Source organism: Herbiconiux sp. A18JL235, assembly GCF_040939305.1.
In the GTDB taxonomy this organism is placed as follows: domain Bacteria; phylum Actinomycetota; class Actinomycetes; order Actinomycetales; family Microbacteriaceae; genus Herbiconiux.
Window position 1 is genome coordinate 2,328,421 of sequence record NZ_CP162511.1, and the last position, 18,020, is coordinate 2,346,440.

An 18,020-nucleotide genomic window follows, 5' to 3' on the forward strand; every position below is an offset into this window, starting at 1 on the left:
CCCGCCACACCAAAGCCGCCGACCGCCACCGACCATCGACCATCGACCATCGACCATCGACCATCGACCATCGACCATCAGATGCTCCCCTCACCGCGGGGCACACCCGGCACGACGAGCACCCACCGTCGGCGGACATCAACCACAGCAACCACCTCCCGCACCGGCATCGCCACAGCAACCACCTCCCGCACCGGCACCGCCACAGCAACCGCCACCGGCACCGCCCGTGCCGACCGGGGCGACCAGGGCGATGGGGCGGATGACGAGCGGATGCGGGGGTGGCTGGGTAGCCTCGGTCGCGAAGGGGGTGTGGCGATGGCGCACGGCGACGAGGTCTCGAGGGCGGCGCGTGCACTCGCACGGGCGCGGCCTGTGGTGCAGTACGCGGGGTTCGCGGCGATCGCGCTCGGGGTCGTGCTCGTGGCGGTCGGGATGGTCGGGCCGGTGGGGCCGGAGACCGGAGGGCTCGGGGCCACGCTGGTGGCCGTGGGGGTGGGGCTCGCGGTGGTGACGGTGCTGCTGACCGTCGCGGCACCGGCAGCCGGCGGCCCGACCCTCGCGCTCGCATCGCCTGTCAGGGGCCGATGGCGGGCACTCAACTCGCCGACGAGCGCGGTGCCGAGCCACGGCACCCACGCCTACGGGCAGAGCTACGCCGTCGATCTGCTGAACGCACCCGAAGGCATCGAGAAGCCGGAGTTCGGGTCGGCGGGCAGCTCATTCCTCGAGCCGTCGCGCTTCCCCGCCTTCGGCGAGCCCGTTCTCTCCCCCGCCGAGGCCGTGGTGGTGCGCGCCGTCGACGGCTGTCGTGACCATCGCAGCAGGTCATCGTGGCCCGCCCTCCTCTGGTTCTTCGCCGAATCGGCGGTGCGGGAGGTCCGCGGCCTCCGCGGGATGCTGGGCAACCATCTGGTGCTGCGACTGGCCGATGGCACGCACATCGTTCTCGCCCACCTGCGTCGGCACAGCATCCGGGTGCCCGTGGGGGCGGAAGTCGCGACGGGCGACGAGCTCGCCGAGTGCGGCAACAGCGGCAACTCGACCGAGCCCCACCTGCACCTGCAGCGACAGGACACCGCCGACCCACGCTCGGCCCTCGGCCTCCCGTTCACCCTCGAACCCGACGGCATCCCCGCCAACGGCGAGCACCTCGGGGTGCGGCCGTGAGCCGCACGCGGTGGCTGTTCGCCGGTCAGCTGGGGCCGGGCTTCGACGACGGCGGTCGGGTGCTCCTCGTCGAAGCGCGCTCGGTGTTCGCGCGACGGCCGATGCACCGGGCGAAAGCACACCTCATCCTCTCGGCGCTCCGCCACCGCGCTGCCGCGCTCGGCGAACGAGCCGAGTTCCACCAGGTGGAGCGCTATGCGGAGGTGGTCGACGGCCGCGACGACCTCGAGGTGATCGATCCCACCTCCTGGGCGGCGAGGCGGTTCGTGCGCCGTCGCGGCATCGACGTGCTGCCGAGCCGGGGCTTCGTCACCTCGGAGGCCGACTTCGCCGCCTGGGCCGACCACGCGACCGGCCGGGGCAAGCGACTGCTGCTCGAAGACTTCTACCGCTCGGTGCGCGAGCGCACCGGCATCCTCATGCGCGGCGACCAGCCCGAGGGCGGCCGCTGGAACTACGACGCCGACAACCGCAACCCGCCACCCAAGGGCGCCGCCCGCCTCGGCCTCCCCGACCCGTGGTGGCCCACCGAAGACGCCATCGACGACGAGGTGCGCGCCGACCTCGACCGCTGGCAGCGCGACGGTCTCGTGCAGCTCGTCGGCGACGACGGCCCGCGGCGCTTCGCGGCCACCCGCGCCGAGGCCGAGCACGCCCTCGCCGACTTCCTCGAGTCGCGCCTCGGCGACTTCGGCACCTTCGAAGACGCCATGCTCGGCGGCGACTGGACGATGGCGCACTCACTGCTCAGCGCACCCATGAACCTGGGCCTCCTCGACCCGCTCGAGGTCGTCGACGCCGCGGTTGCCGAGTTCCACGCCGGCCGCGCCCCGCTCGCGGGCGTCGAGGGCTTCACCCGCCAGATCATCGGCTGGCGCGACTACGTCTGGCACCTCTACTGGTACCTCGGCGAGGGCTACCGCACCGGCACCAACGCGCTCGGCGCCCACACGCCGCTCCCGCCGGCGTTCCGCGAACTCGACCCGTCGCTCGTCGAGTCGAACTGCCTGCGCGAGACGATCGACGGCATGAGGCGGCACGGCTGGGCGCACCACATCCAGCGCCTCATGGTGCTCGGCAACTGGGCGCTGCAGCACGGCTACGACCCGGTCGCCCTCAACGACTGGTTCGTCGACATGTTCGTCGACGGCACACCGTGGGTGATGCCCGCGAACGTCATCGGCATGTCGCAGCACGCCGACGGCGGGGTCGTGGCCACCAAACCCTACGCGGCCGGTGGCGCCTACATCGACCGCATGTCGGACTACTGCTCAGGATGCGCGTTCGACCCGAAAGTGCGTCTCGGCGAGAACGCGTGCCCGTTCACCGCCGGGTACTGGGCGTTCCTCGACCGGGTGGAGCCGCGCATCCGGGGCAACCACCGCATGGCGCAGCCGCTCGCCGGCCTCCGCAGGCTCGCCGACCGCGAGGCCGTCGTCGACCAGGAGCGGCACCGCGAGCGCTGGTGACCGCGGGGCTGGTAACCGACGCCGGTAGCTCAGAGGCGGGCGAATCGTGCCCGCACGACGGTGTAGAGGCCGTAGGCGATGAGACCGACGCCCACCGCCACCAGGATGACGACCCCGAACGGCAGTTCGACGAGAGACTTGAGCGCGCCGTCGAGGCCCGTGGCGTTCTCCGGGTCGACCTTCACCGCGGCCACCACGAAGAGGATTCCCATGACGCCCACGGCGATGCCCTTCGCCACGTAGCCGACGACACCCATCACGCGCACGACCCGGCCGACGGTGCCGGAGGGCATGGTGAGGTCTTCCTCGAACTTCTTCGTCACGCCCTTGAAGACGAAGTACCCGCCGATGCCGACCACGGCGACGCCCACGACACCGAGCAGGATCTGACCGCCCGGCATCTGCAGGATGCTCGCGCTGGTCTGCTGCGTCGACTCGGCGTTGCTCGTCGACTGCCCCATCGCGAAGGTGAGCGCGGTGATCCCGACCGCGGCGTAGGCCACCGCTTTGCCGGCAGGGACGAGGCTGCGCACCCACCGCTTGTCGGAGGCGGAGCCGATGCCCGTGATCGCCTCCACCACGAGCCAGAGCGCCAGGGCGAACAGGCCGATGGTCACCACCCAGATGAGGACGGTTCCGCCCGGGAGCTTCGTGATCTCGGCCATCGCCCCCGACTGGTCGCTCTCGCCCCCGCCGTTCGAGGCGACACGGATGGCGAGGTAGCCGAGCAGGATGTGGACGAGCGCGCTGGCACCGAACCCCACCCGGGCGAGCATCTCGAGCCCCTTGCTGTTCGCCGCGCTCTTCATGGCACGGTTGGCTGTCGCTCTGGTGGACATGATGGGCCTCTCGGTTCGATCGGGTGAGGGGGCTGACAAGGGGGCTGGCACGGGGGCTGACAGAGGGGGCTGGTACGGGGCCGGCGCAGCTCAGGTACCGTCGCGCTGGGGCTGCGAGGCCGGGCCGGTGACGGCCTCGCCCGGCACGCGGACGGTGCGCGCGGTGTCGAGGGCGATGATGCTGCCGACGATGACGAGGGAGAGGGCGATGGACGCGGTGGTGTCGCTGATCCAGTGGTACCCGAGGTAGAGCCGGCTGAACACCTGCACGCCGATGCCGACGACCGCGATCGAGAACGCGGCGACCGTGAACCAGGTTCGCTGCAGGCGGCTGGCCAGGAGGTACGCGGTGATGAGCAGGAAGTCGGAGGTGCCGAGCACGTGGCCCGACGGGAAGGAGAAGGAGTGGTCGGGGCCGAACAGCATGTTGCCGATCGGCGGCCGCGGGTGCTGCACGATCGGCGCGAGCACCTGGGCGATGACGACGCCGGTCACCATGCCGCCGGCCAGGAGCAGGGGGCGCCAGAGGTGGCGGGCGACGATGATCCAGACGACGAGCACGACGGCGATGATGATGGGGAGCGCCACCGGTCCGAAGACGATGGCGAGCACGATCATCGCCGAGGTCGTCTCGGGGCGCACCTGGGATTCGAACCACGCTTCGACGGGCTGGTCGAGCCGCTCGAACCCGGTGTGCGTGAGCACACCGACGAGGATGGCGACGAACGCCACGAGGCCGACCACGACGAGCAGGGCGGCGGTGACATAGAGCCGGCGCCGGTCACCCGCCTCGACGTAGCGCTCCTCGACGACGAATTTCTCGTGCCAGGCCGAGAGGCGGCCGCCGCGGATCGCTGTCATCTCCTCTGCCTACCACGATTCGCTCAGCAGCGATTGAGGTTTCAGGCGGGAGGCGACGCTTCGAACACGATCTCGAGGTCGGTGACGATCTCCTCGCCGGGGGCGAGCATCCGCCCCGCCTTGCCGGAGTCGGGGCCGTCGGCATGGCTCGGCCAGCAGGTTCCCGGCTCGATGCCGAGGGCGTAGCTTCCGGCGGCGGCGCTCCGCCAGACGGTGAGCAACGGCAGCTCGGCGACGCGGTACCGCACGGTGACGCGGGTGCCCGCCGCCTCGACGACAGCTTCGGCGTAGCCGTCGTCGCCCGCGGCGGCGACGAGCGCGTCGACCTTCTCGGGTTCGAGCGGCGTGGGGGCCGCGAGCACGGCTTCCCACGCCGGTGCGGTCGAGGCCCGCACGCGCGCCCCCTCGTCGACCACCGGCCAGCCGAGGTTGATGTGGTAGAGCAGCTTCAATGGCACCTCGGCGAAGCCGTCGTTGCGCACCACGTCGTTCACCCGTACCCGGCTCTCGCCGTGCCGGGCGGTGATCGACCTCGTCACCTGCAGGTTCTGCTCGAAGATCCCGGCCTCTCGCATCGAGCCGGCGACCTCGAGCTCATAGGAGTCGCCGTTCCAGCGGCCTTCGGAGCGCGTCACCAGGGCGGGGACGAGGTGGGCGCGACCGTGCATGCCGCCGTCGGCTGGCTCGGCCCGGCCCACGGCGGTGAGGCCACAGGTGGTGAGAAGCCCGCCGAGCCAGCGCCTTCCCCAGCTCTCGGCGCGCGCGGAGGTCGAGGGCGCCGTGAACGACATCGCCTCGCCGCGCCAGAACGCCTCGCCGAGGTCGAGGAACTGGTCGGGCTCGACGGTGACCGCGAGCTCGCCGAGGCCGCGCAGGTCGATCTGGCGCCGCCCGTCACCGGCGCCGCCCTCGGCGCGGAGGGAGCGCGGGCCCCAGACCCGCTCCACGGCCCCCAGGCGTGCCTCGGTCTCGCGGCGGACATCCGTCATGCTCAGCTCCGTCATGGCCTGCTCCTCTTCGAACCCGCGGCGCCGAGCGCCGACCCGCCCACGCTAGCGGATGCACGGGGCTCGCCCAGCCCGCAAGGTTCCGCCTGCTGGGGACCCAGGTCTATTGCACGCGGGTCCGCCCTTCCACCAGCCTGGTGACCGAGGCGCGTTCCGTCGTGCCCGCTTCCGGTCGCACCACGGCCTGCCGGGAACAGCAGCGAATAGAGGAACGATGCCGAACCGCCCGCAGCACATCGCACCACGACCATCCCTCGTCGTCGCCCTCGTCGCGTCGGCGCTCCTGCTGGCAGGCTGCACCGGCGGAGCCGGCACCCAGGGCACCTCCGCCGCCCCGCCCGCCGAGGCCGCCCCCGTGCCCGCGCCCACGAGGCCCGCCGCGCCGGAGGGCGAGCTGCCTGCCGAGCTGCAGAGCAGTCTCCAGAGCGCCGTGGAGGGCGTGATGGCTGAATACGGCGTGCCGGGCGCTGCCGCCGGCGTCTGGGTACCGGGTGAGGGTTCGTGGACGACGGCGATCGGCCTCGCGAACGTCGAGGAGAACCTGCCGGTGACCACCGAGATGAGCTGGCCCATCCGCAGCGTGACGAAGTCGTACACGGTCTCGCTCATCCTGCAGCTCGCCGACGAGGGGAAGCTCTCCCTCGACGACACGGTCGACCAGTACGTCGACGGCATCACCGACGGCGACCGCATCACGCTGCTCGAGCTCGCGAACATGTCGAGCGGCGCGGCCGACTACGTCGGTCAGGCCTTCCTCGACGACTTCAGCGTCGACCCGACGAAGGTGTACACCCTCGACGAGCTCAACGCCTTCGTCGTCGACCAGCCCGCGCAGTTCGAGCCGGGAACCGAATACCTCTACACCAACTCGAACACGAACCTCCTCGGCGCCGTCGTCGAGAAGGTCACCGGCCAGTCGTACGCCGAGGCGCTCAAGGAGCGCATCCTCGACCCCCTCGGGCAGAGCGGCACCCGCTACCTCACCGACGTGGCCGACTGGACGGGCCCGCATCCGACCGGGTACGCCGAGGCCGATGGCGCGCTGCAGCCGCAACAGGAGAACCCGTCGATCCTCGGCCCCGCCGGCTCGCTGTTCTCCACCCTCGACGACGGCAGGGTGTGGGCCGACACGCTCGGCTCGGGCGCGCTGCTGAAGCCGGAGACCCAGGAGCTGCGCGAGGTGGGCCACGAGATACCGCGCCCGCCCTACGACCTCTACGGCGTCGGCATGGGGCAGACGAACGGCTGGCTCGGCCACAACGGCGAAGGAGTCGGCTTCACGGCGGCGACCTTCCACGACCCGGTGTCGGGTGCCAGCATCGTCGTCTACATGAACGAGTCGAACGTGCCCGACGCGCACCCTGCCGATGCCGCATTCCGGGCGCTGGCCGCGGTGCTGACCGAGGGAGCGGGCCAGTGACGCGGGCAGCTGGGCGCCGGGCGGCGCTCATCGCCGTCGTGGCGGCGGGTGCGCTGCTGGCCGGATGCACGGGCGCGCCGGCACCCACCCCCTCACCCGCCGCGACCGACGGCTATGCCGTACCCGGGCTCCCGGATGCGGCGCGCGAAGTGATGAACCAGCCGCAGTACCAGAACGGCCGCTGGCTCGTGTCGGTGCGCGACCTGGAGACGGGCGAGACGCTCATCGACCTCGACGGCGACAAGATGGCCCAGCCCGGGTCGTTCGTGAAGACCTACAGCGCGGGCGCGGCCTGGGTGAAGTGGGGGCCCGACCACACCGTGACGACCCCGGTGAAGCAGTCGGGCTCGGTCACGGGCGGCACCCTGACCGGAGACCTCGTGCTGGTCGGGGCGGGCGACCTCACCCTCGGCGGCCGCACCAAGCCCGACGGCACCGTCGACTTCACGAACCTCGACCACAACGACGCCAACCCCCTCCCGGGCGCGACCCTCACGACCGAAGACCCGCTGGCCGGCCTCGACGACCTCGCCGAGCAGGTGCGGGCCTCGGGCATCACCGCGGTGGACGGCGACGTCGTTGTCGACGACAGGCTGTTCGAGGGTGAGCTGGCGGGCAAGCCGGTGACGCCCATCATCGTGAACCAGAACCTCCTCGACATCCTCATCACCCCGGGCTCCGTGGGGCAGCCGGCGACCGCCGCGCTGACGCCCGCCGTCGCGCCCTGGAAGCTCGACCTCCAGGTCGAGACCGTCGCCGCGGGTGCGGAGGCCCGCATCGCCGCACCGCGCGTCTCCGGCACCGACCCGCACACCATCGTCGTCGCGGGAACCGTGAACGAGGGCGATCCCGTGCTCAAGGTCTTCGAGTTCGACGACCCGGCCACCTTCGCCCGCACCGCGTTCATCGAGGCGCTCGGGCGTGCCGGGGTGAGCGTGTCGGCCGATCCGGTCGCGTCGAACCCGGAGGGTGCGCTGCCGGATCGGGCCGCCGTCGAGGCGCTCCCCTCCGTGGCCGAGCTCAAGTCGCTTCCGCTGTCGGAGGAGGTGACCTACGTCATGAAGATCAGCTACAACCGCGGCGCGCAGACGCTCATCTGCCGGCTCGCCGCCGACGCCGGCTCGACCGACTGCAACGACGGCATGGGTATCGCCGGGCAGATCTGGGCCGACGAGGGACTCGACACGCTGGGGGCGTCCCTCATCGACGGCTCCGGGCTCGAGGGCAACTACATCACCCCGGCGAACGCGGTGCAGATCCAGACCCTGATGGCCGAGCGTCCCGACGCCGAGGCGTGGAAGGCCGTGATGCCCGTGCTCGGCGTCGACGGTTCGCTCGCCGACGTGCAGACAGGCAGCCCGGCGGCCGGCAAGGTGTTCGCGAAGACCGGAACGCTCGCGGGCGGCGACGCCTTCAACAACCGAGTGCAGCTGGTGACGAAGACCCTCGGCGGGGTGATGGACGCCGAGAGCGGACGCGAGCTCGCGTTCACGATCATCGTGAACCAGGGCTTCTACGACGACATCGACGGTGTCTTCGAAGCCAACGACGACGTCGGAGCCGTCGCCGCGGCGATCCAGCAGGCGTACTGACGAGACCGGGAGCAGACGGATGCACGCACCGACCATCAGAACCATCGCGGCGGGCTCGGCATTGCTCGTCAGCCTCGCCCTCGCCGCCTGCACCGGGCAGCCGACCACGGCGCCGGGCCCGACCGAGAGCGTCTCGAGCACGGCTCCCGGCGAACCGGCGTCCGCGCCGACGATGCAGCCGGTCGACGAGGAGGCCCTCACGGCCGTCTTCGAGGAGACCGCCGCCGAACTCGGTCAACCGGGGGCGGTGATGCTGCTGCGCTCCCCCGCCGGCGAGTTCACCGCGACCTACGGCGTGACGAGCCCGGGTGGGTCGACGCCGGTCTCCGTCGACGACCACATCCGTGTCGGCTCGAACACGAAGACCTGGACGGGAACCGTCATCCTGCAGCTGGTGCAGGAGGGGAGGATCGCTCTCGACGACCCGGTGTCGACATACCGCCCCGACGTTCCGAACGGTGAGGACATCACCATCGAAGAGCTGCTCATGATGCGGAGCGGGCTCGCCAACTACACGGAGACCTACGAGCTCAACGCCGCGCTCGACGCCGACCCGCAGCGGGTCTGGCAGCCCGAGGAACTCCTGGCCATGGGGCTCGCTCTACCGCCCGACTTCGAACCGGGCACCGCCTTCCACTACTCGAACACCAACACGGTGCTGCTGGGGCTCATCGCCGAACAGCTCGACGGCAAGCCGCTCGGGCAGATCTTCGACGACCGGCTGTTCACCCCGCTCGGGCTCGACGACACCTCGTTCCCCGACCTCACCGACAGCAGCCTGCCCGCGCCCCACTCCGACGGCTACTACTGGTGGACGAACGTGGGCACGCTCGGTTCGTCGAAGCTCCCGCCCGACCTCCTCGCCGGGGCGGAGGACGGCACCTTCGCGCCGAGCGACGGCACGCTCGACAACCCGTCGTGGGCGTGGGCGGCCGGTGCCGGCATCTCGACCGCCACCGATCTCGCCGACTGGGCGGAGGCGCTCGGCGGCAAGACCGGAGGGCTGCTCGATCCCGAGCTGCAGCAGCAGCGCCTCGACAGCGCGACGCCCACCGACCCCGACGACCCCGGCTCGGCCGCCTACGGGTGGAACATCGCCAAGGTCGGGTCGTTCTACGGGCACACCGGCGAACTGCCCGGGTTCAACTCGTTCATGGCCTACGACCCGGTCGACGACGTGACCCTCGTGGTGTGGGCGAACCTCGCGCCGGCTGCAGACGGCCGGGGCCCGGCAGCGACGATCGCACAGGCGCTCATCGCGAGCTTGTACTGACAGCGCCGGTCAGCGCTCAGAGGCCAGGTCAGACGGCGCCGCCCGCCGCGGCGAGGTAGCGGATGACCGCGAGCACCCTCCGGTGGTCGTCGGCGGCCACCGGCAGGCCGAAGGCGTCGTAGATGCGCGAGGTGTGCTGCACCACCGCCTTCTCCGAGGTGCCGAGGCGGGCGGCGATGTGCGCGTTGCTGCGCCCTTCCGCCATGAGCCCGAGCACCTCGAGCTGGCGCGGCGTGAGCGCCCCCACCGCGTCGTCGCCGGCCCTGCTCGCTCGTGAGACCAGCACGGCCACGACGTCGGGGTCGAGCGCGGTGCCGCCCTCCTGAACCCGGCGGAGGTCGTCGGTGAAGGTGCGCACGTCGGCGATGCGCTGCTTCAGCAGGTAGCCCACACCGCCCTCGCGGTGCTCGAGCAGCTCGGTCGCATACCGCCGCTGCACGTACTGCGAGAGCACGACGACGGCGATGCCGGGGTGGGTCTGACGGATGCGCAACGCCGCCAGCAGACCCTCGTCGGTGTGGCTCGGCGGCATCCGGATGTCGGTGACCACGAGATCCGGGAGCAGGCGGTCGACATCGGCCTCGAGCTCAGCGGCCGAGCCCACCGCAGCGACGACGTCGATGCCCTCCCGTTCGAGCAGGTGCACGAGCCCCTCGCGGAGCAGCACCTCGTCTTCGCCGATCACGACGCGCATGGCAGCTCCACCCTCACCTCTGTGCCTCCGCCCACCGGGGAGATCACCTCGAACGTCCCGCCGAGCGCGTCGGCCCGGTCGGCGAGTCCCTTGAGACCCGTGCCGTTCTCGAGGCGTGCTCCTCCGACCCCGTCGTCGCTCACCCTCACCTGCAGCGTGCCCCCGTCGCGGCGGAGACCGACGACGACGCTGTACGCCTCGGAGTGCTTGACGGCGTTGCTGAGGGCCTCGGCGACGATGAAATAGGCGGAGTGCGCTGTCGCGGGGTCGAGCTCGCGGTCGTCGACGTCGCTCGTGAATGTCGCCGGGATGTCGAGGCGGTCGACCAGGTCTTCGGTCGCGGCGGTGAGCCCGCGCTCGACCAGGGCCGAGGGCAGCACGGCGTGCACCAGGCGGCGAAGCTGGGCCGCGGCGTCGTCGATGCGGCGGCGGAGCTCCGTCGCCGCCACGGCGGTGGACGGATGCGCGTCGTCGGAGTTCGCGATCTGCTGCGCCTCGAGGGCGAGCAGCACGAGCTGAACCTGCAGGCCGTCGTGGAGGTCACGCGCGATGCGGCCCCGCTCGCGGTCGGCGGTCTCGACGAGACGGAGGCGAGAGCGCAGCAGGGCGTCGTTGCTCGCCACCAGCGCCGCCGTGAGCCGCTCGCGATCGACCGCGATGGCGAACACCCGGGCAGCACGCCGCACCGCCTCGGGGTCGGCGATCATGCTGCCGTCGTAGCCGATGGCGCCGACCAGCCGCGACTCGACCCGCACCTCCTCCCACCGCCGGGTGGCGTGCTGGTCACCGGCGTCGGTGGGAGCGCCCCGCTCGTCGAGGAACAGCCCGCGCTCCTCCGACCAGTAGGCGACCCGCAACGAGTCGTCGCCGAGAGCGCGGGCGAGGGCCGGGCCGACCGCCGTTCTCTCGGGAGTGGCGGTGCCGAGCCAGGCGCTCAGCGCATCCGCTTCGACGGTGCGCGGGTAGCCGCCGAACAGCACGCCCGCGAGGAAGGCGATCGGGATGCCCGCCAGCACGACCAGCTGCACCGCGCCGACAGCGACGAGGTCGCCGCCCATCAGGCCGATGACGCTCGCCGAGACCGGGATGGCCAGCACGGCAAGGATGCCGTAGAGGTAGAGCGGCAGCAGCACGCTGCGGTTCCTCGGGTCGGCCGAGCGCAGTCGCCGCACCAGCACGACGACTGTCGCCACCATGACGGCGAGGCCGATCGTGGTCTGCACCGCCTCGGTGGCCGAGCGCAGGGTCGACGCCTCGGGAGGGAGCAGGTAGAGGGGGATCTGCAGCACGAAGGCGACCCCGTAGCCCACGGCGACGGTCGCCACCGAGAGGGCACCCTGCAGCCGACCGCTCGGGAAGGCGTGCAGCAGGTGCACGGTGACGGCGAGGATGGAGGTGGCGAACACCGCGCCGAGCTCGACCAGCACGGGCAGCCCGAGATTGCCGGCACCGTTGACGAAGAGGAAGAGGGAACCCACGAGCAGCAGTCCGCCCGTGCCGCTCGCGGGCCGGCGCCACCACGCGACGATGCCGGCCGCCGCCCAGACGAGGAACACGCCCGTGAAGGCGAACGGCACCCACGCCGGAATCGGCACGGTCGCCCCCACCGAGAGTTCCACGCCGCCGAGGGCGAGCGCGAACACGCCGAGCAGCAGGAGGGCCGGCCGCAGCGGGCTGGGCGACCCGGGGCGCAGGCGCGTCGACGGAGCCTGCCCTCCCGGTGTCTCCGCCATCCCGCCCCCCTCGGCGCGAGCCTAGGGTGCGCTGCGCCTTCCCCTCAAGAGACCTGGGTCTAGACCGTCGGCATCGCGTCGTCAGCGGCGGGGGCCCGCCCCATCGCGATCTCGGGCGAGGCGGCGTCGGGGAGAGGGAACCAGCCGAGGAAGGTGACGCCCTCGTCGGTGGCGTCGAAGCGGAGGACGGTGGCGTCGCCCGGCTCGTAGAAGGTGTCGCCGGCGCGCAGCACCCGCTCGGTGCCGCCCTCGACGTGGACGTGGGCCGATCCGGCCTCGATCACCCCGAAGACGGGCCCGTTGTGCACGTGCGCCCCCGGCTGCACGGAGGGTGCGAGGGTGATGCGTCGCACCTCCACGTGGTCGAAGGCGGTGCCGTGCGGCAGGCGGTGGTCGGCGAGGGTGGTGCGGGTGACGGGCTCCTGCTGCATGGTGCGATTCTGGCACGCGCTTCCCCGCCGCCCGTGGGTACGTCCCCGGCGCGCAACGGCTCTGCAAGACTGGGGTCATGCCGTCTCCGCAGTCGCTCAGCGAGCCCGATCGCCGCGAGGTCGCCGCCTGGGCCGCCGACTGCGCCGAGCGCGTGCTCGGGCTGTTCGAAGCCGAGGCTCCGCACGACGATCGCGCGCGCGATGCGATCGCCAGGGCGCGCGGCTTCGCGCGGGGCGAGCGGGATGCGGCGGGCGAGATCCGCAGGAGGTTCGAGGCCGGGCGCGCGGCGAAGTCGGTGAGCTCGCCTCCCGCGGTGGCGGCGGCGCGGGCCGCTGCGCAGGCCTCGGGCGTCGCCCACATGGGCGCACACGCCCTGGGCGCCGCCGCCTACGCGGTGCGCGCCGTCGAGCTGAGTGCCGGGAGCGCGGTCGAGAGGGAGGGTGCCGCCGCTCGCGAGATCGACACGCAGGTGTCTCTGGCGACCGATGGCGCACGGCGGGCCCTCGCGAGTCTGCCCCGGGTGGGCGACGACTCGGCCGGCCCGCTGGGGCCGGGGCTGCTCTCGACGGGGAGGCTCGGCGAGATCATCGCGTCGCTGCAGGCCGGGCTCACCTCGACCGGCTCGTCGTAGCACGGATCGCGCGCGGAGAACACTCCCCAGAAGGTGGATGCCCGCCGCCTGCTCCCCCTCGCTACAGTGTCAGGGTGAAGCGCATCGGGGCACGGGCAGTCGTCATCGGGGCGGTCACCGCCTCCCTCCTCCTCGCCGGGGGCGCGGGTGCCGCGTTCGCCGACCCGGTCGATCCCGACGCGGCGGCCGCCGACTCGGGCACGGCAGGCAAGAGCTACGTGGCGCTCGGCGACTCATACTCGGCGGGCTTCGGGCTCACGCCCTACAGCGAGCTCCCCGCCTCCGGCTGCTTCCAGGCCGACCAGAACTACCCGCACCTCGTCGCCGAGTCGCTCGGGCTCTCGCTCGACGACCGCACCTGCAGCGGGGCGGTGACAGCGAACATCCGTGACACGGAGCAGGTCACCATCACGGGCGCCGGTACCGCGCCGGTGCAGTCCGACTCGCTGAGCGCCGACACCGACGTCGTCACCGTGACGATCGGCGGCAACGACCTCGGCTTCTCGACCGTCGCGCAGACCTGCATCGCCGAGAGCGCGACCGGGCCGCTCGTGCTCGACGTGCTCGGCGCGAACCTTGCCAACTGCAAGGAGTTCTACGCCCCGGTCGTCGACGGCATCGAGATCGACAGGCTGAAGTACCTGCTCGACACGACGGTCGCCCCGGCCCTCGACGAGACTTTCGCGCTCATCGCGCAGAAGGCGCCGAACGCGAAGGTCTTCGTCATCGGCTACCCCGCCATCACGCCCGACGTGGCGAACTTCCCCGAGGCCGGGTGCTACTCCTCGCCGCTCGGCACGGGCAGCAACCCGTTCGAGCCGCCGTTCCCCGAGAACGCCTTCCCGTTCACCGAGACCGACACCTTCTACCTGCACGGAACAGAGGCGCGACTCGACGCTGCGATCGGCACCGCCGCCGCGGCCCACGGAGCCACCTACATCTCGACGCTGCCGCTCACCCAGGGCAACACCGCGTGCGCTCCGGCGGGCGAGGCATTCATCAACGGCATCACCCTGAACACCACGGGCGGCACCCCCACCCCCGATCCCGGGCTCTTCGTCACGCTCGGCGCGCTGCACCCGAACACCGCGGGCGTCGCCTTCCTCGCCGAGCAGGTCTCGCAGGCCGTCTCCGCCGCCTTCGCCGACGACGGCGACCCCGAGCCCACCGCGACCCCCTCGCCGACCCCCGAGCCCACCGGCACCGCCACCCCCGTTCCCGCGCCCGGTGACGGCTCGGGTGCGGGAACGGGCTCCGGCAGGCCGGGCCTCGCGGCGACCGGGTCGGAAGCCGCCCCACTCGGTCTCGTCGCCGTCGGCATCGTCGCCGCGGGTGGTCTGCTCCTCGCGGTCGTCACGGTCGCGCGGCGCCGGACGAGTCGTTCGGGGCGCTGAAAGAACGCCGAAAGCGTCTTGGCACTCTCCTCTTCCGAGTGCTAATTTCGAGGTAGTTGAGTGGTGTGCACTCAACTCCGAGAACCGGAAGGAGATTGATTCATCATGGCCCTGTCTTTCGATCCTTTCAGCGAGTTCGACCGCCTCGCCTCGAACCTGCTCCAGTCCCGGCCGGGCCCGCGGGTGATGCCCGTCGACCTCTACCGCGACCAGGACAGGTACGTGCTCAACGCCGACCTGCCGGGCGTCGACCCGGGTTCGGTCGACGTCGACGTCGACGGCCAGCTGCTCACCATCCGGGCCCAGCGCACGGCGGCTCAGGCCGAGGGCGCCAAGTGGCTCGCCCAGGAGCGACCGGCCGGCAGCTACCTCCGTCAGTTCAGCATCGGCGAGGGCGTCGACACCGCGGGCATCTCGGCGTCGTACGACAACGGTGTGCTCAGCGTCATCATCCCGGTGAGCGAGAAGGCCAAGCCGCGCAAGGTGCAGGTCGTGAGCCAGTCGAGGGACGACGCGCAGAAGTCGCTCGCGAGCTGACCGGCGACGGCACCCGTCGCGAGGGCCCCGCACCTGAGCTTCGGCTCGGGGGTGGGGCCCTCCGCGTGTCGCCGGAGCCCGGCGGATGCGATGGCCGGCCACCCTAGATCCAGCCGCGCTCCTGGGCGAGCAGCACCGCCTGCTGCCGGGTGTCGACCGCGAGCTTCGCGAGTACCGCCGAGACGTGATTGCGCACCGTCCCCGGGGCGAGCGAGAGCGTCTTCGCGATCTGCGCCGTGGTCTCGCCGCGGCGACCGGCCCGCAGCACGTCGAGCTCCCGGTCGGTGAGCGGGCAGCGCTCGTCGCTCAACGCGTCGGCGGCGATCTCGGGGTCGACGTACCGCGCGCCGGCCGCCACCCGGCGGATGACCGCGGCCACTTCCCCGGCCTCCCTCGACTTGGGCAGGAATCCGGCGACCCCGGCCGCGAGCGCGCGCCGCAGCACACCGGGCCTGGCGTGCCGGGTGACGATCATGCAGCGTGCCGTCACAGTGCGCCTCAGCCGCTCGGCGACCTCGACGCCGTCGAGCCCCGGCATCTCGAGATCGAGCAGGCACACGTCGGGCCTCAGCCGCTCCGCCTCCGTCACGGCATGCACGCCGTCGGCGCACTCGGCGATCACGTCGATGTCGGGCTCGAGCCGCAGCAGCGCGGCGAGGGCCGACCTGATCATCCCTTCGTCGTCGGCGAGCAGCACCCGGATGAGCGGTGCCGCCCCGGCGTCCTCGCTCATCGGCCTGCCCCACCCACGGCCGGAGCCGTGACGAGCACGGCGAAGCGGCGCCCGTCGCTGTGCACCTGCATCGATCCCCCGGCCTCGGCCGCACGCCGGGCGATCCCGTCGAGCCCCGACCCCTCGGAGACCGCGGGGTCACGAGCACCGATGCCCGTCGACACGTCGTTGCTGATCTCATAGCGCCACTGCCCCGCGTCCAAGCCGAGCGACAGCGTCGCAGAGCGCCCTCCGCCATGCCGCAAGACGTTCGTCGTGGTCTCGCGGATGACGGGGCCGAACAGCGCGGCGGGAGCCGCATCCGTCCCGGGCGCGACCGTGGTCTTCACGGCGAGACCCGCGGCTCGCAACAGGTCCCCGGCGTTCGCGAGCTCGTCGCCGAGCGGCACCGAGCGGAAGCGGGTGGCGAGGTCTCGGGTGCCTTGTCGTGCCTCGTCGACGCTCACCCGTGCCGCCCTCAGCTGCTCGAGCGCCGCATCCGGATCCGACGCCAGCAGCCGCTCGGCGAGCTCGAGCTGCAGGGCGATCACCTGCAGGTGGTGCCCCTGCAGGTCGTGGACGTCGGTGGCCACGCTCAGCCGCTCCTGGGTCGCCGCGAGCCGCGCCTCCGACACGCGGGCGCGGTCGAGGGCGATGAGCACGTCCCACCACCACAGCGACAGCACCGTGATGAGCGGGAGCGACGCGGAGAAGAACCCGAGCACGAAGGTGTCGGCGACCTCGTCGAGCGGCGGCCGGGTGAACCCCGTGTTCGCGTCGACGACCCAGAGACAGCCGAGCAGCACGGTGAGCACCAGCACGAGTCGCAGGCGCACCGACTTCGGCCAGTCGAGCAGCTGCAGCGACTGAGCGACGGGCAGCAGCAGGATCTGCCACAGCCCCGTCACCGCGACAGTGAGGCCGCCGTAGGCCGCGGCGACGAGCACGGGAACCAGGATGCTGCGCCAGGGCAGGTGAGTCGTCTCGCCCGAGCGGTGCCGGTAGGCGCGGAGGAGGGGCAGGGTCGAGGCGATCCAGACGAGTCCGAGAGCGAGCACGAGAAGCTGCACGGCGGGGTCGAACCGCCCCTGCAGCAGGGTGAGCGACCAGAGCAGCACGACCATGAGCTCGAAGAACACGATCGCCGACGCCGTGTACCACCACGTCGCCGTCACCCCACGCGGCGACTTCTGCGGGTTCATCACGCCACCACCCTACGGGCGTGACAGATGTCACGGGTGCGACCGGCATCGCACCCGGAAAGCGGTGACAGCGCGACACTCACGCCGGGCGAGCGGATGCGATGGGCTGGGCTGACCGGCGAGCGGAACCACCGCATCCACCCCATCGCCCCCACGACAGGAGCACTCGCATGGACCTGATCTCCACCTTCCAAGACCTCGTCGCCCAGGTGCCCGAACTGCTGCGGCCCCTCATCGTCGCGCTCGCCGGCGCGGTTCCCTTCATCGAGGGTGAGGGGGCCGCGTCGATCGGCATCATCGGCGGCCTCCACCCCGTCGTCGCCGTGCTGTCGGGAGCGATCGGCAACTTCCTGTGTGTCATGGTGCTCGTGCTCGCGGGATCGGGAGCGCGCTCGGCGGTGATCGCCCGCCGCGACTCCCGCCACGCCGAGAGGGCGCGGGCGCGCGAGGAGGTGTTCGCGGGCACGGCCCCCGCGTCGGCGGCTCCCGTGGACGCCGGCGTGGCCGTTCTCGACGACGGCGACGAGCCGGCCGAGTCGAGTCGCAAGAAGGCCCGCCGCCAGAAGCTGCAGCGGGCGCTCGACCGCTACGGCGTGCCGGGCGTGAGCCTCCTCGGCCCGCTGCTGCTGCCGACGCAGTTCACCGCCACCATGCTCGCCGCCAGCGGCGTGAGCAAGGCCCGTGTGCTGGCCTGGCAGGCCGTGGCCATCCTCGCCTGGAGCACCCTGCTCGGTGTCGTCGTGGGCAGCGTCGTCCACGCCGTCAACTGAGTGCCGGTGAGCTCCTGCGACGCTAGCGCGTGCTGGCACGGGCCAGGATGTCGCCGAGCGCCTCCGGCTGCGGCGCCGCCGCCTGGAGGGCCCGCCCCTCCACCGAGGCGATGTGGCTGTCGACGAGGTCGGGTGTACACCCCGCCCGCAGCCGGGCTCACGCCCGAGAGCCTCGTGACGAGCGAGTGCATCGACCCGTCGATCGGGTTCCGAGGCCCTGGTCGCCGTGCGAACGGTATGAGAATCGTGCGCTCGAACTCCCTACGTGCTCGGCGGCACGAATC

17 protein-coding genes are annotated in these 18,020 nt (G+C 72.0%); 9 read left to right on the forward strand and 8 right to left on the reverse strand.

The window, feature by feature from the left end; all coding sequences use genetic code 11:
* Positions 1-81: 81 nt before the first annotated feature.
* Together ABFY20_RS10870 and ABFY20_RS10875 are read left to right on the forward strand one after the other, a co-directional pair.
* Positions 82-1,170, forward strand: a complete 1,089-nt coding sequence (locus ABFY20_RS10870; RefSeq protein WP_368496271.1) for a peptidoglycan DD-metalloendopeptidase family protein — start codon at positions 82-84, stop codon at positions 1,168-1,170.
* Positions 1,167-2,639, forward strand: coding sequence for a cryptochrome/photolyase family protein (locus ABFY20_RS10875; RefSeq protein ID WP_368496272.1), 1,473 nt, complete (start codon positions 1,167-1,169; stop codon positions 2,637-2,639). The genes ABFY20_RS10870 and ABFY20_RS10875 overlap by 4 nt, the downstream gene beginning before the upstream one ends.
* Before the next feature lie 29 nt (positions 2,640-2,668).
* Here the strand turns inward: ABFY20_RS10875 and ABFY20_RS10880 are convergent, their stop codons facing one another.
* The 3 genes from ABFY20_RS10880 to ABFY20_RS10890 all read right to left on the reverse strand — a co-directional run bounded on the left by ABFY20_RS10880 (position 2,669) and on the right by ABFY20_RS10890 (position 5,343).
* Positions 2,669-3,478, reverse strand: a complete 810-nt coding sequence (locus tag ABFY20_RS10880; RefSeq protein WP_368496273.1) for a DUF1206 domain-containing protein — start codon at positions 3,476-3,478, stop codon at positions 2,669-2,671.
* 90 nt (positions 3,479-3,568) lie between these two features.
* On the reverse strand, positions 3,569-4,339 hold the full coding sequence (locus ABFY20_RS10885) for a phosphatase PAP2 family protein (RefSeq protein ID WP_368496274.1): 771 nt from the start codon (positions 4,337-4,339) through the stop codon (positions 3,569-3,571).
* A 41-nt stretch (positions 4,340-4,380) separates the two neighbouring features.
* Positions 4,381-5,343: a DUF4432 family protein gene (locus ABFY20_RS10890; protein WP_368496275.1), complete on the reverse strand. Its 963-nt coding sequence runs from the start codon at positions 5,341-5,343 to the stop codon at positions 4,381-4,383.
* Positions 5,344-5,560: 217 nt separating this feature from the next.
* Between ABFY20_RS10890 and ABFY20_RS10895 the strand changes: the two genes are divergently transcribed.
* The 3 genes from ABFY20_RS10895 to ABFY20_RS10905 are packed head-to-tail and all read left to right on the forward strand — an operon-like array spanning position 5,561 to position 9,631.
* The gene (locus tag ABFY20_RS10895) at positions 5,561-6,766 is read left to right on the forward strand and encodes a serine hydrolase domain-containing protein (RefSeq protein ID WP_368496276.1); all 1,206 of its coding nucleotides are present in this window, start codon (positions 5,561-5,563) and stop codon (positions 6,764-6,766) included.
* Positions 6,763-8,358: a D-alanyl-D-alanine carboxypeptidase/D-alanyl-D-alanine-endopeptidase gene (gene dacB / locus ABFY20_RS10900; RefSeq protein WP_368496277.1), complete on the forward strand. Its 1,596-nt coding sequence runs from the start codon at positions 6,763-6,765 to the stop codon at positions 8,356-8,358. Before ABFY20_RS10895 ends, dacB begins: the two co-directional genes overlap by 4 nt.
* Before the next feature lie 19 nt (positions 8,359-8,377).
* Positions 8,378-9,631 (forward strand): serine hydrolase domain-containing protein, encoded by a 1,254-nt coding sequence (locus tag ABFY20_RS10905; protein WP_368496278.1) that lies wholly within the window; start codon positions 8,378-8,380, stop codon positions 9,629-9,631.
* A 28-nt stretch (positions 9,632-9,659) separates the two neighbouring features.
* On the opposite strand, the gene ABFY20_RS10910 is transcribed toward ABFY20_RS10905, so the two are convergent.
* The 3 genes from ABFY20_RS10910 to ABFY20_RS10920 are packed head-to-tail and all read right to left on the reverse strand — an operon-like array spanning position 9,660 to position 12,489.
* Positions 9,660-10,325, reverse strand: coding sequence for a response regulator (locus ABFY20_RS10910; protein ID WP_368496279.1), 666 nt, complete (start codon positions 10,323-10,325; stop codon positions 9,660-9,662).
* Positions 10,313-12,058: an ATP-binding protein gene (locus ABFY20_RS10915; RefSeq protein WP_368496280.1), complete on the reverse strand. Its 1,746-nt coding sequence runs from the start codon at positions 12,056-12,058 to the stop codon at positions 10,313-10,315. The genes ABFY20_RS10910 and ABFY20_RS10915 overlap by 13 nt, the downstream gene beginning before the upstream one ends.
* Positions 12,059-12,117: 59 nt before the next feature.
* Positions 12,118-12,489, reverse strand: a complete 372-nt coding sequence (locus tag ABFY20_RS10920; protein ID WP_368496281.1) for a cupin domain-containing protein — start codon at positions 12,487-12,489, stop codon at positions 12,118-12,120.
* 77 nt (positions 12,490-12,566) lie between these two features.
* Here ABFY20_RS10920 and ABFY20_RS10925 point away from each other — a divergent pair, with 77 nt between their 5' ends.
* The 3 genes from ABFY20_RS10925 (at position 12,567) to ABFY20_RS10935 (ending at position 15,052) form a co-directional block, all read left to right on the forward strand.
* Complete coding sequence (locus tag ABFY20_RS10925) at positions 12,567-13,121, forward strand: putative immunity protein (RefSeq protein ID WP_368496282.1); 555 nt, start codon at positions 12,567-12,569, stop codon at positions 13,119-13,121.
* 74 nt (positions 13,122-13,195) lie between these two features.
* Positions 13,196-14,515, forward strand: a complete 1,320-nt coding sequence (locus tag ABFY20_RS10930) for a GDSL-type esterase/lipase family protein (RefSeq protein WP_368496283.1) — start codon at positions 13,196-13,198, stop codon at positions 14,513-14,515.
* Positions 14,516-14,620: 105 nt separating this feature from the next.
* Positions 14,621-15,052 carry an Hsp20/alpha crystallin family protein gene (locus tag ABFY20_RS10935; RefSeq protein WP_368496284.1) on the forward strand — a complete coding sequence of 144 codons (432 nt, stop codon included), beginning with the start codon at positions 14,621-14,623 and terminating at the stop codon, positions 15,050-15,052.
* 103 nt (positions 15,053-15,155) lie between these two features.
* Here the strand turns inward: ABFY20_RS10935 and ABFY20_RS10940 are convergent, their stop codons facing one another.
* Entirely contained in the window at positions 15,156-15,785 is a 630-nt protein-coding gene (locus ABFY20_RS10940) for a response regulator (RefSeq protein WP_368496285.1), read from the reverse strand.
* Positions 15,782-16,966: a sensor histidine kinase gene (locus ABFY20_RS10945; RefSeq protein WP_368499768.1), complete on the reverse strand. Its 1,185-nt coding sequence runs from the start codon at positions 16,964-16,966 to the stop codon at positions 15,782-15,784. Before ABFY20_RS10945 ends, ABFY20_RS10940 begins: the two co-directional genes overlap by 4 nt.
* Positions 16,967-17,136: 170 nt before the next feature.
* Between ABFY20_RS10945 and ABFY20_RS10950 the strand changes: the two genes are divergently transcribed.
* Positions 17,137-17,736, forward strand: a complete 600-nt coding sequence (locus tag ABFY20_RS10950; protein WP_368496286.1) for a small multidrug efflux protein — start codon at positions 17,137-17,139, stop codon at positions 17,734-17,736.
* Positions 17,737-18,020 lie beyond the last annotated feature (284 nt).

Excerpts from the sequence above, each read along its gene's own strand:
- ABFY20_RS10925 (WP_368496282.1), top strand. The coding sequence starts at position 12,567 with ATGCCGTCTCCGCAGTCGCTCAGCGAGCCCGATCGCCGCGAGGTCGCC.
- ABFY20_RS10895 (WP_368496276.1), top strand. The coding sequence starts at position 5,561 with ATGCCGAACCGCCCGCAGCACATCGCACCACGACCATCCCTCGTCGTC.
- ABFY20_RS10915 (WP_368496280.1), bottom strand. The coding sequence starts at position 12,058 with ATGGCGGAGACACCGGGAGGGCAGGCTCCGTCGACGCGCCTGCGCCCC.
- ABFY20_RS10905 (WP_368496278.1), top strand. The coding sequence starts at position 8,378 with ATGCACGCACCGACCATCAGAACCATCGCGGCGGGCTCGGCATTGCTC.
- ABFY20_RS10870 (WP_368496271.1), top strand. The coding sequence starts at position 82 with ATGCTCCCCTCACCGCGGGGCACACCCGGCACGACGAGCACCCACCGT.
- ABFY20_RS10945 (WP_368499768.1), bottom strand. The coding sequence starts at position 16,966 with ATGAACCCGCAGAAGTCGCCGCGTGGGGTGACGGCGACGTGGTGGTAC.
- ABFY20_RS10940 (WP_368496285.1), bottom strand. The coding sequence starts at position 15,785 with ATGAGCGAGGACGCCGGGGCGGCACCGCTCATCCGGGTGCTGCTCGCC.
- ABFY20_RS10935 (WP_368496284.1), top strand. The coding sequence starts at position 14,621 with ATGGCCCTGTCTTTCGATCCTTTCAGCGAGTTCGACCGCCTCGCCTCG.
- ABFY20_RS10910 (WP_368496279.1), bottom strand. The coding sequence starts at position 10,325 with ATGCGCGTCGTGATCGGCGAAGACGAGGTGCTGCTCCGCGAGGGGCTC.
- ABFY20_RS10880 (WP_368496273.1), bottom strand. The coding sequence starts at position 3,478 with ATGTCCACCAGAGCGACAGCCAACCGTGCCATGAAGAGCGCGGCGAAC.
- ABFY20_RS10890 (WP_368496275.1), bottom strand. The coding sequence starts at position 5,343 with ATGACGGAGCTGAGCATGACGGATGTCCGCCGCGAGACCGAGGCACGC.
- ABFY20_RS10920 (WP_368496281.1), bottom strand. The coding sequence starts at position 12,489 with ATGCAGCAGGAGCCCGTCACCCGCACCACCCTCGCCGACCACCGCCTG.
- ABFY20_RS10950 (WP_368496286.1), top strand. The coding sequence starts at position 17,137 with ATGGACCTGATCTCCACCTTCCAAGACCTCGTCGCCCAGGTGCCCGAA.
- ABFY20_RS10885 (WP_368496274.1), bottom strand. The coding sequence starts at position 4,339 with ATGACAGCGATCCGCGGCGGCCGCCTCTCGGCCTGGCACGAGAAATTC.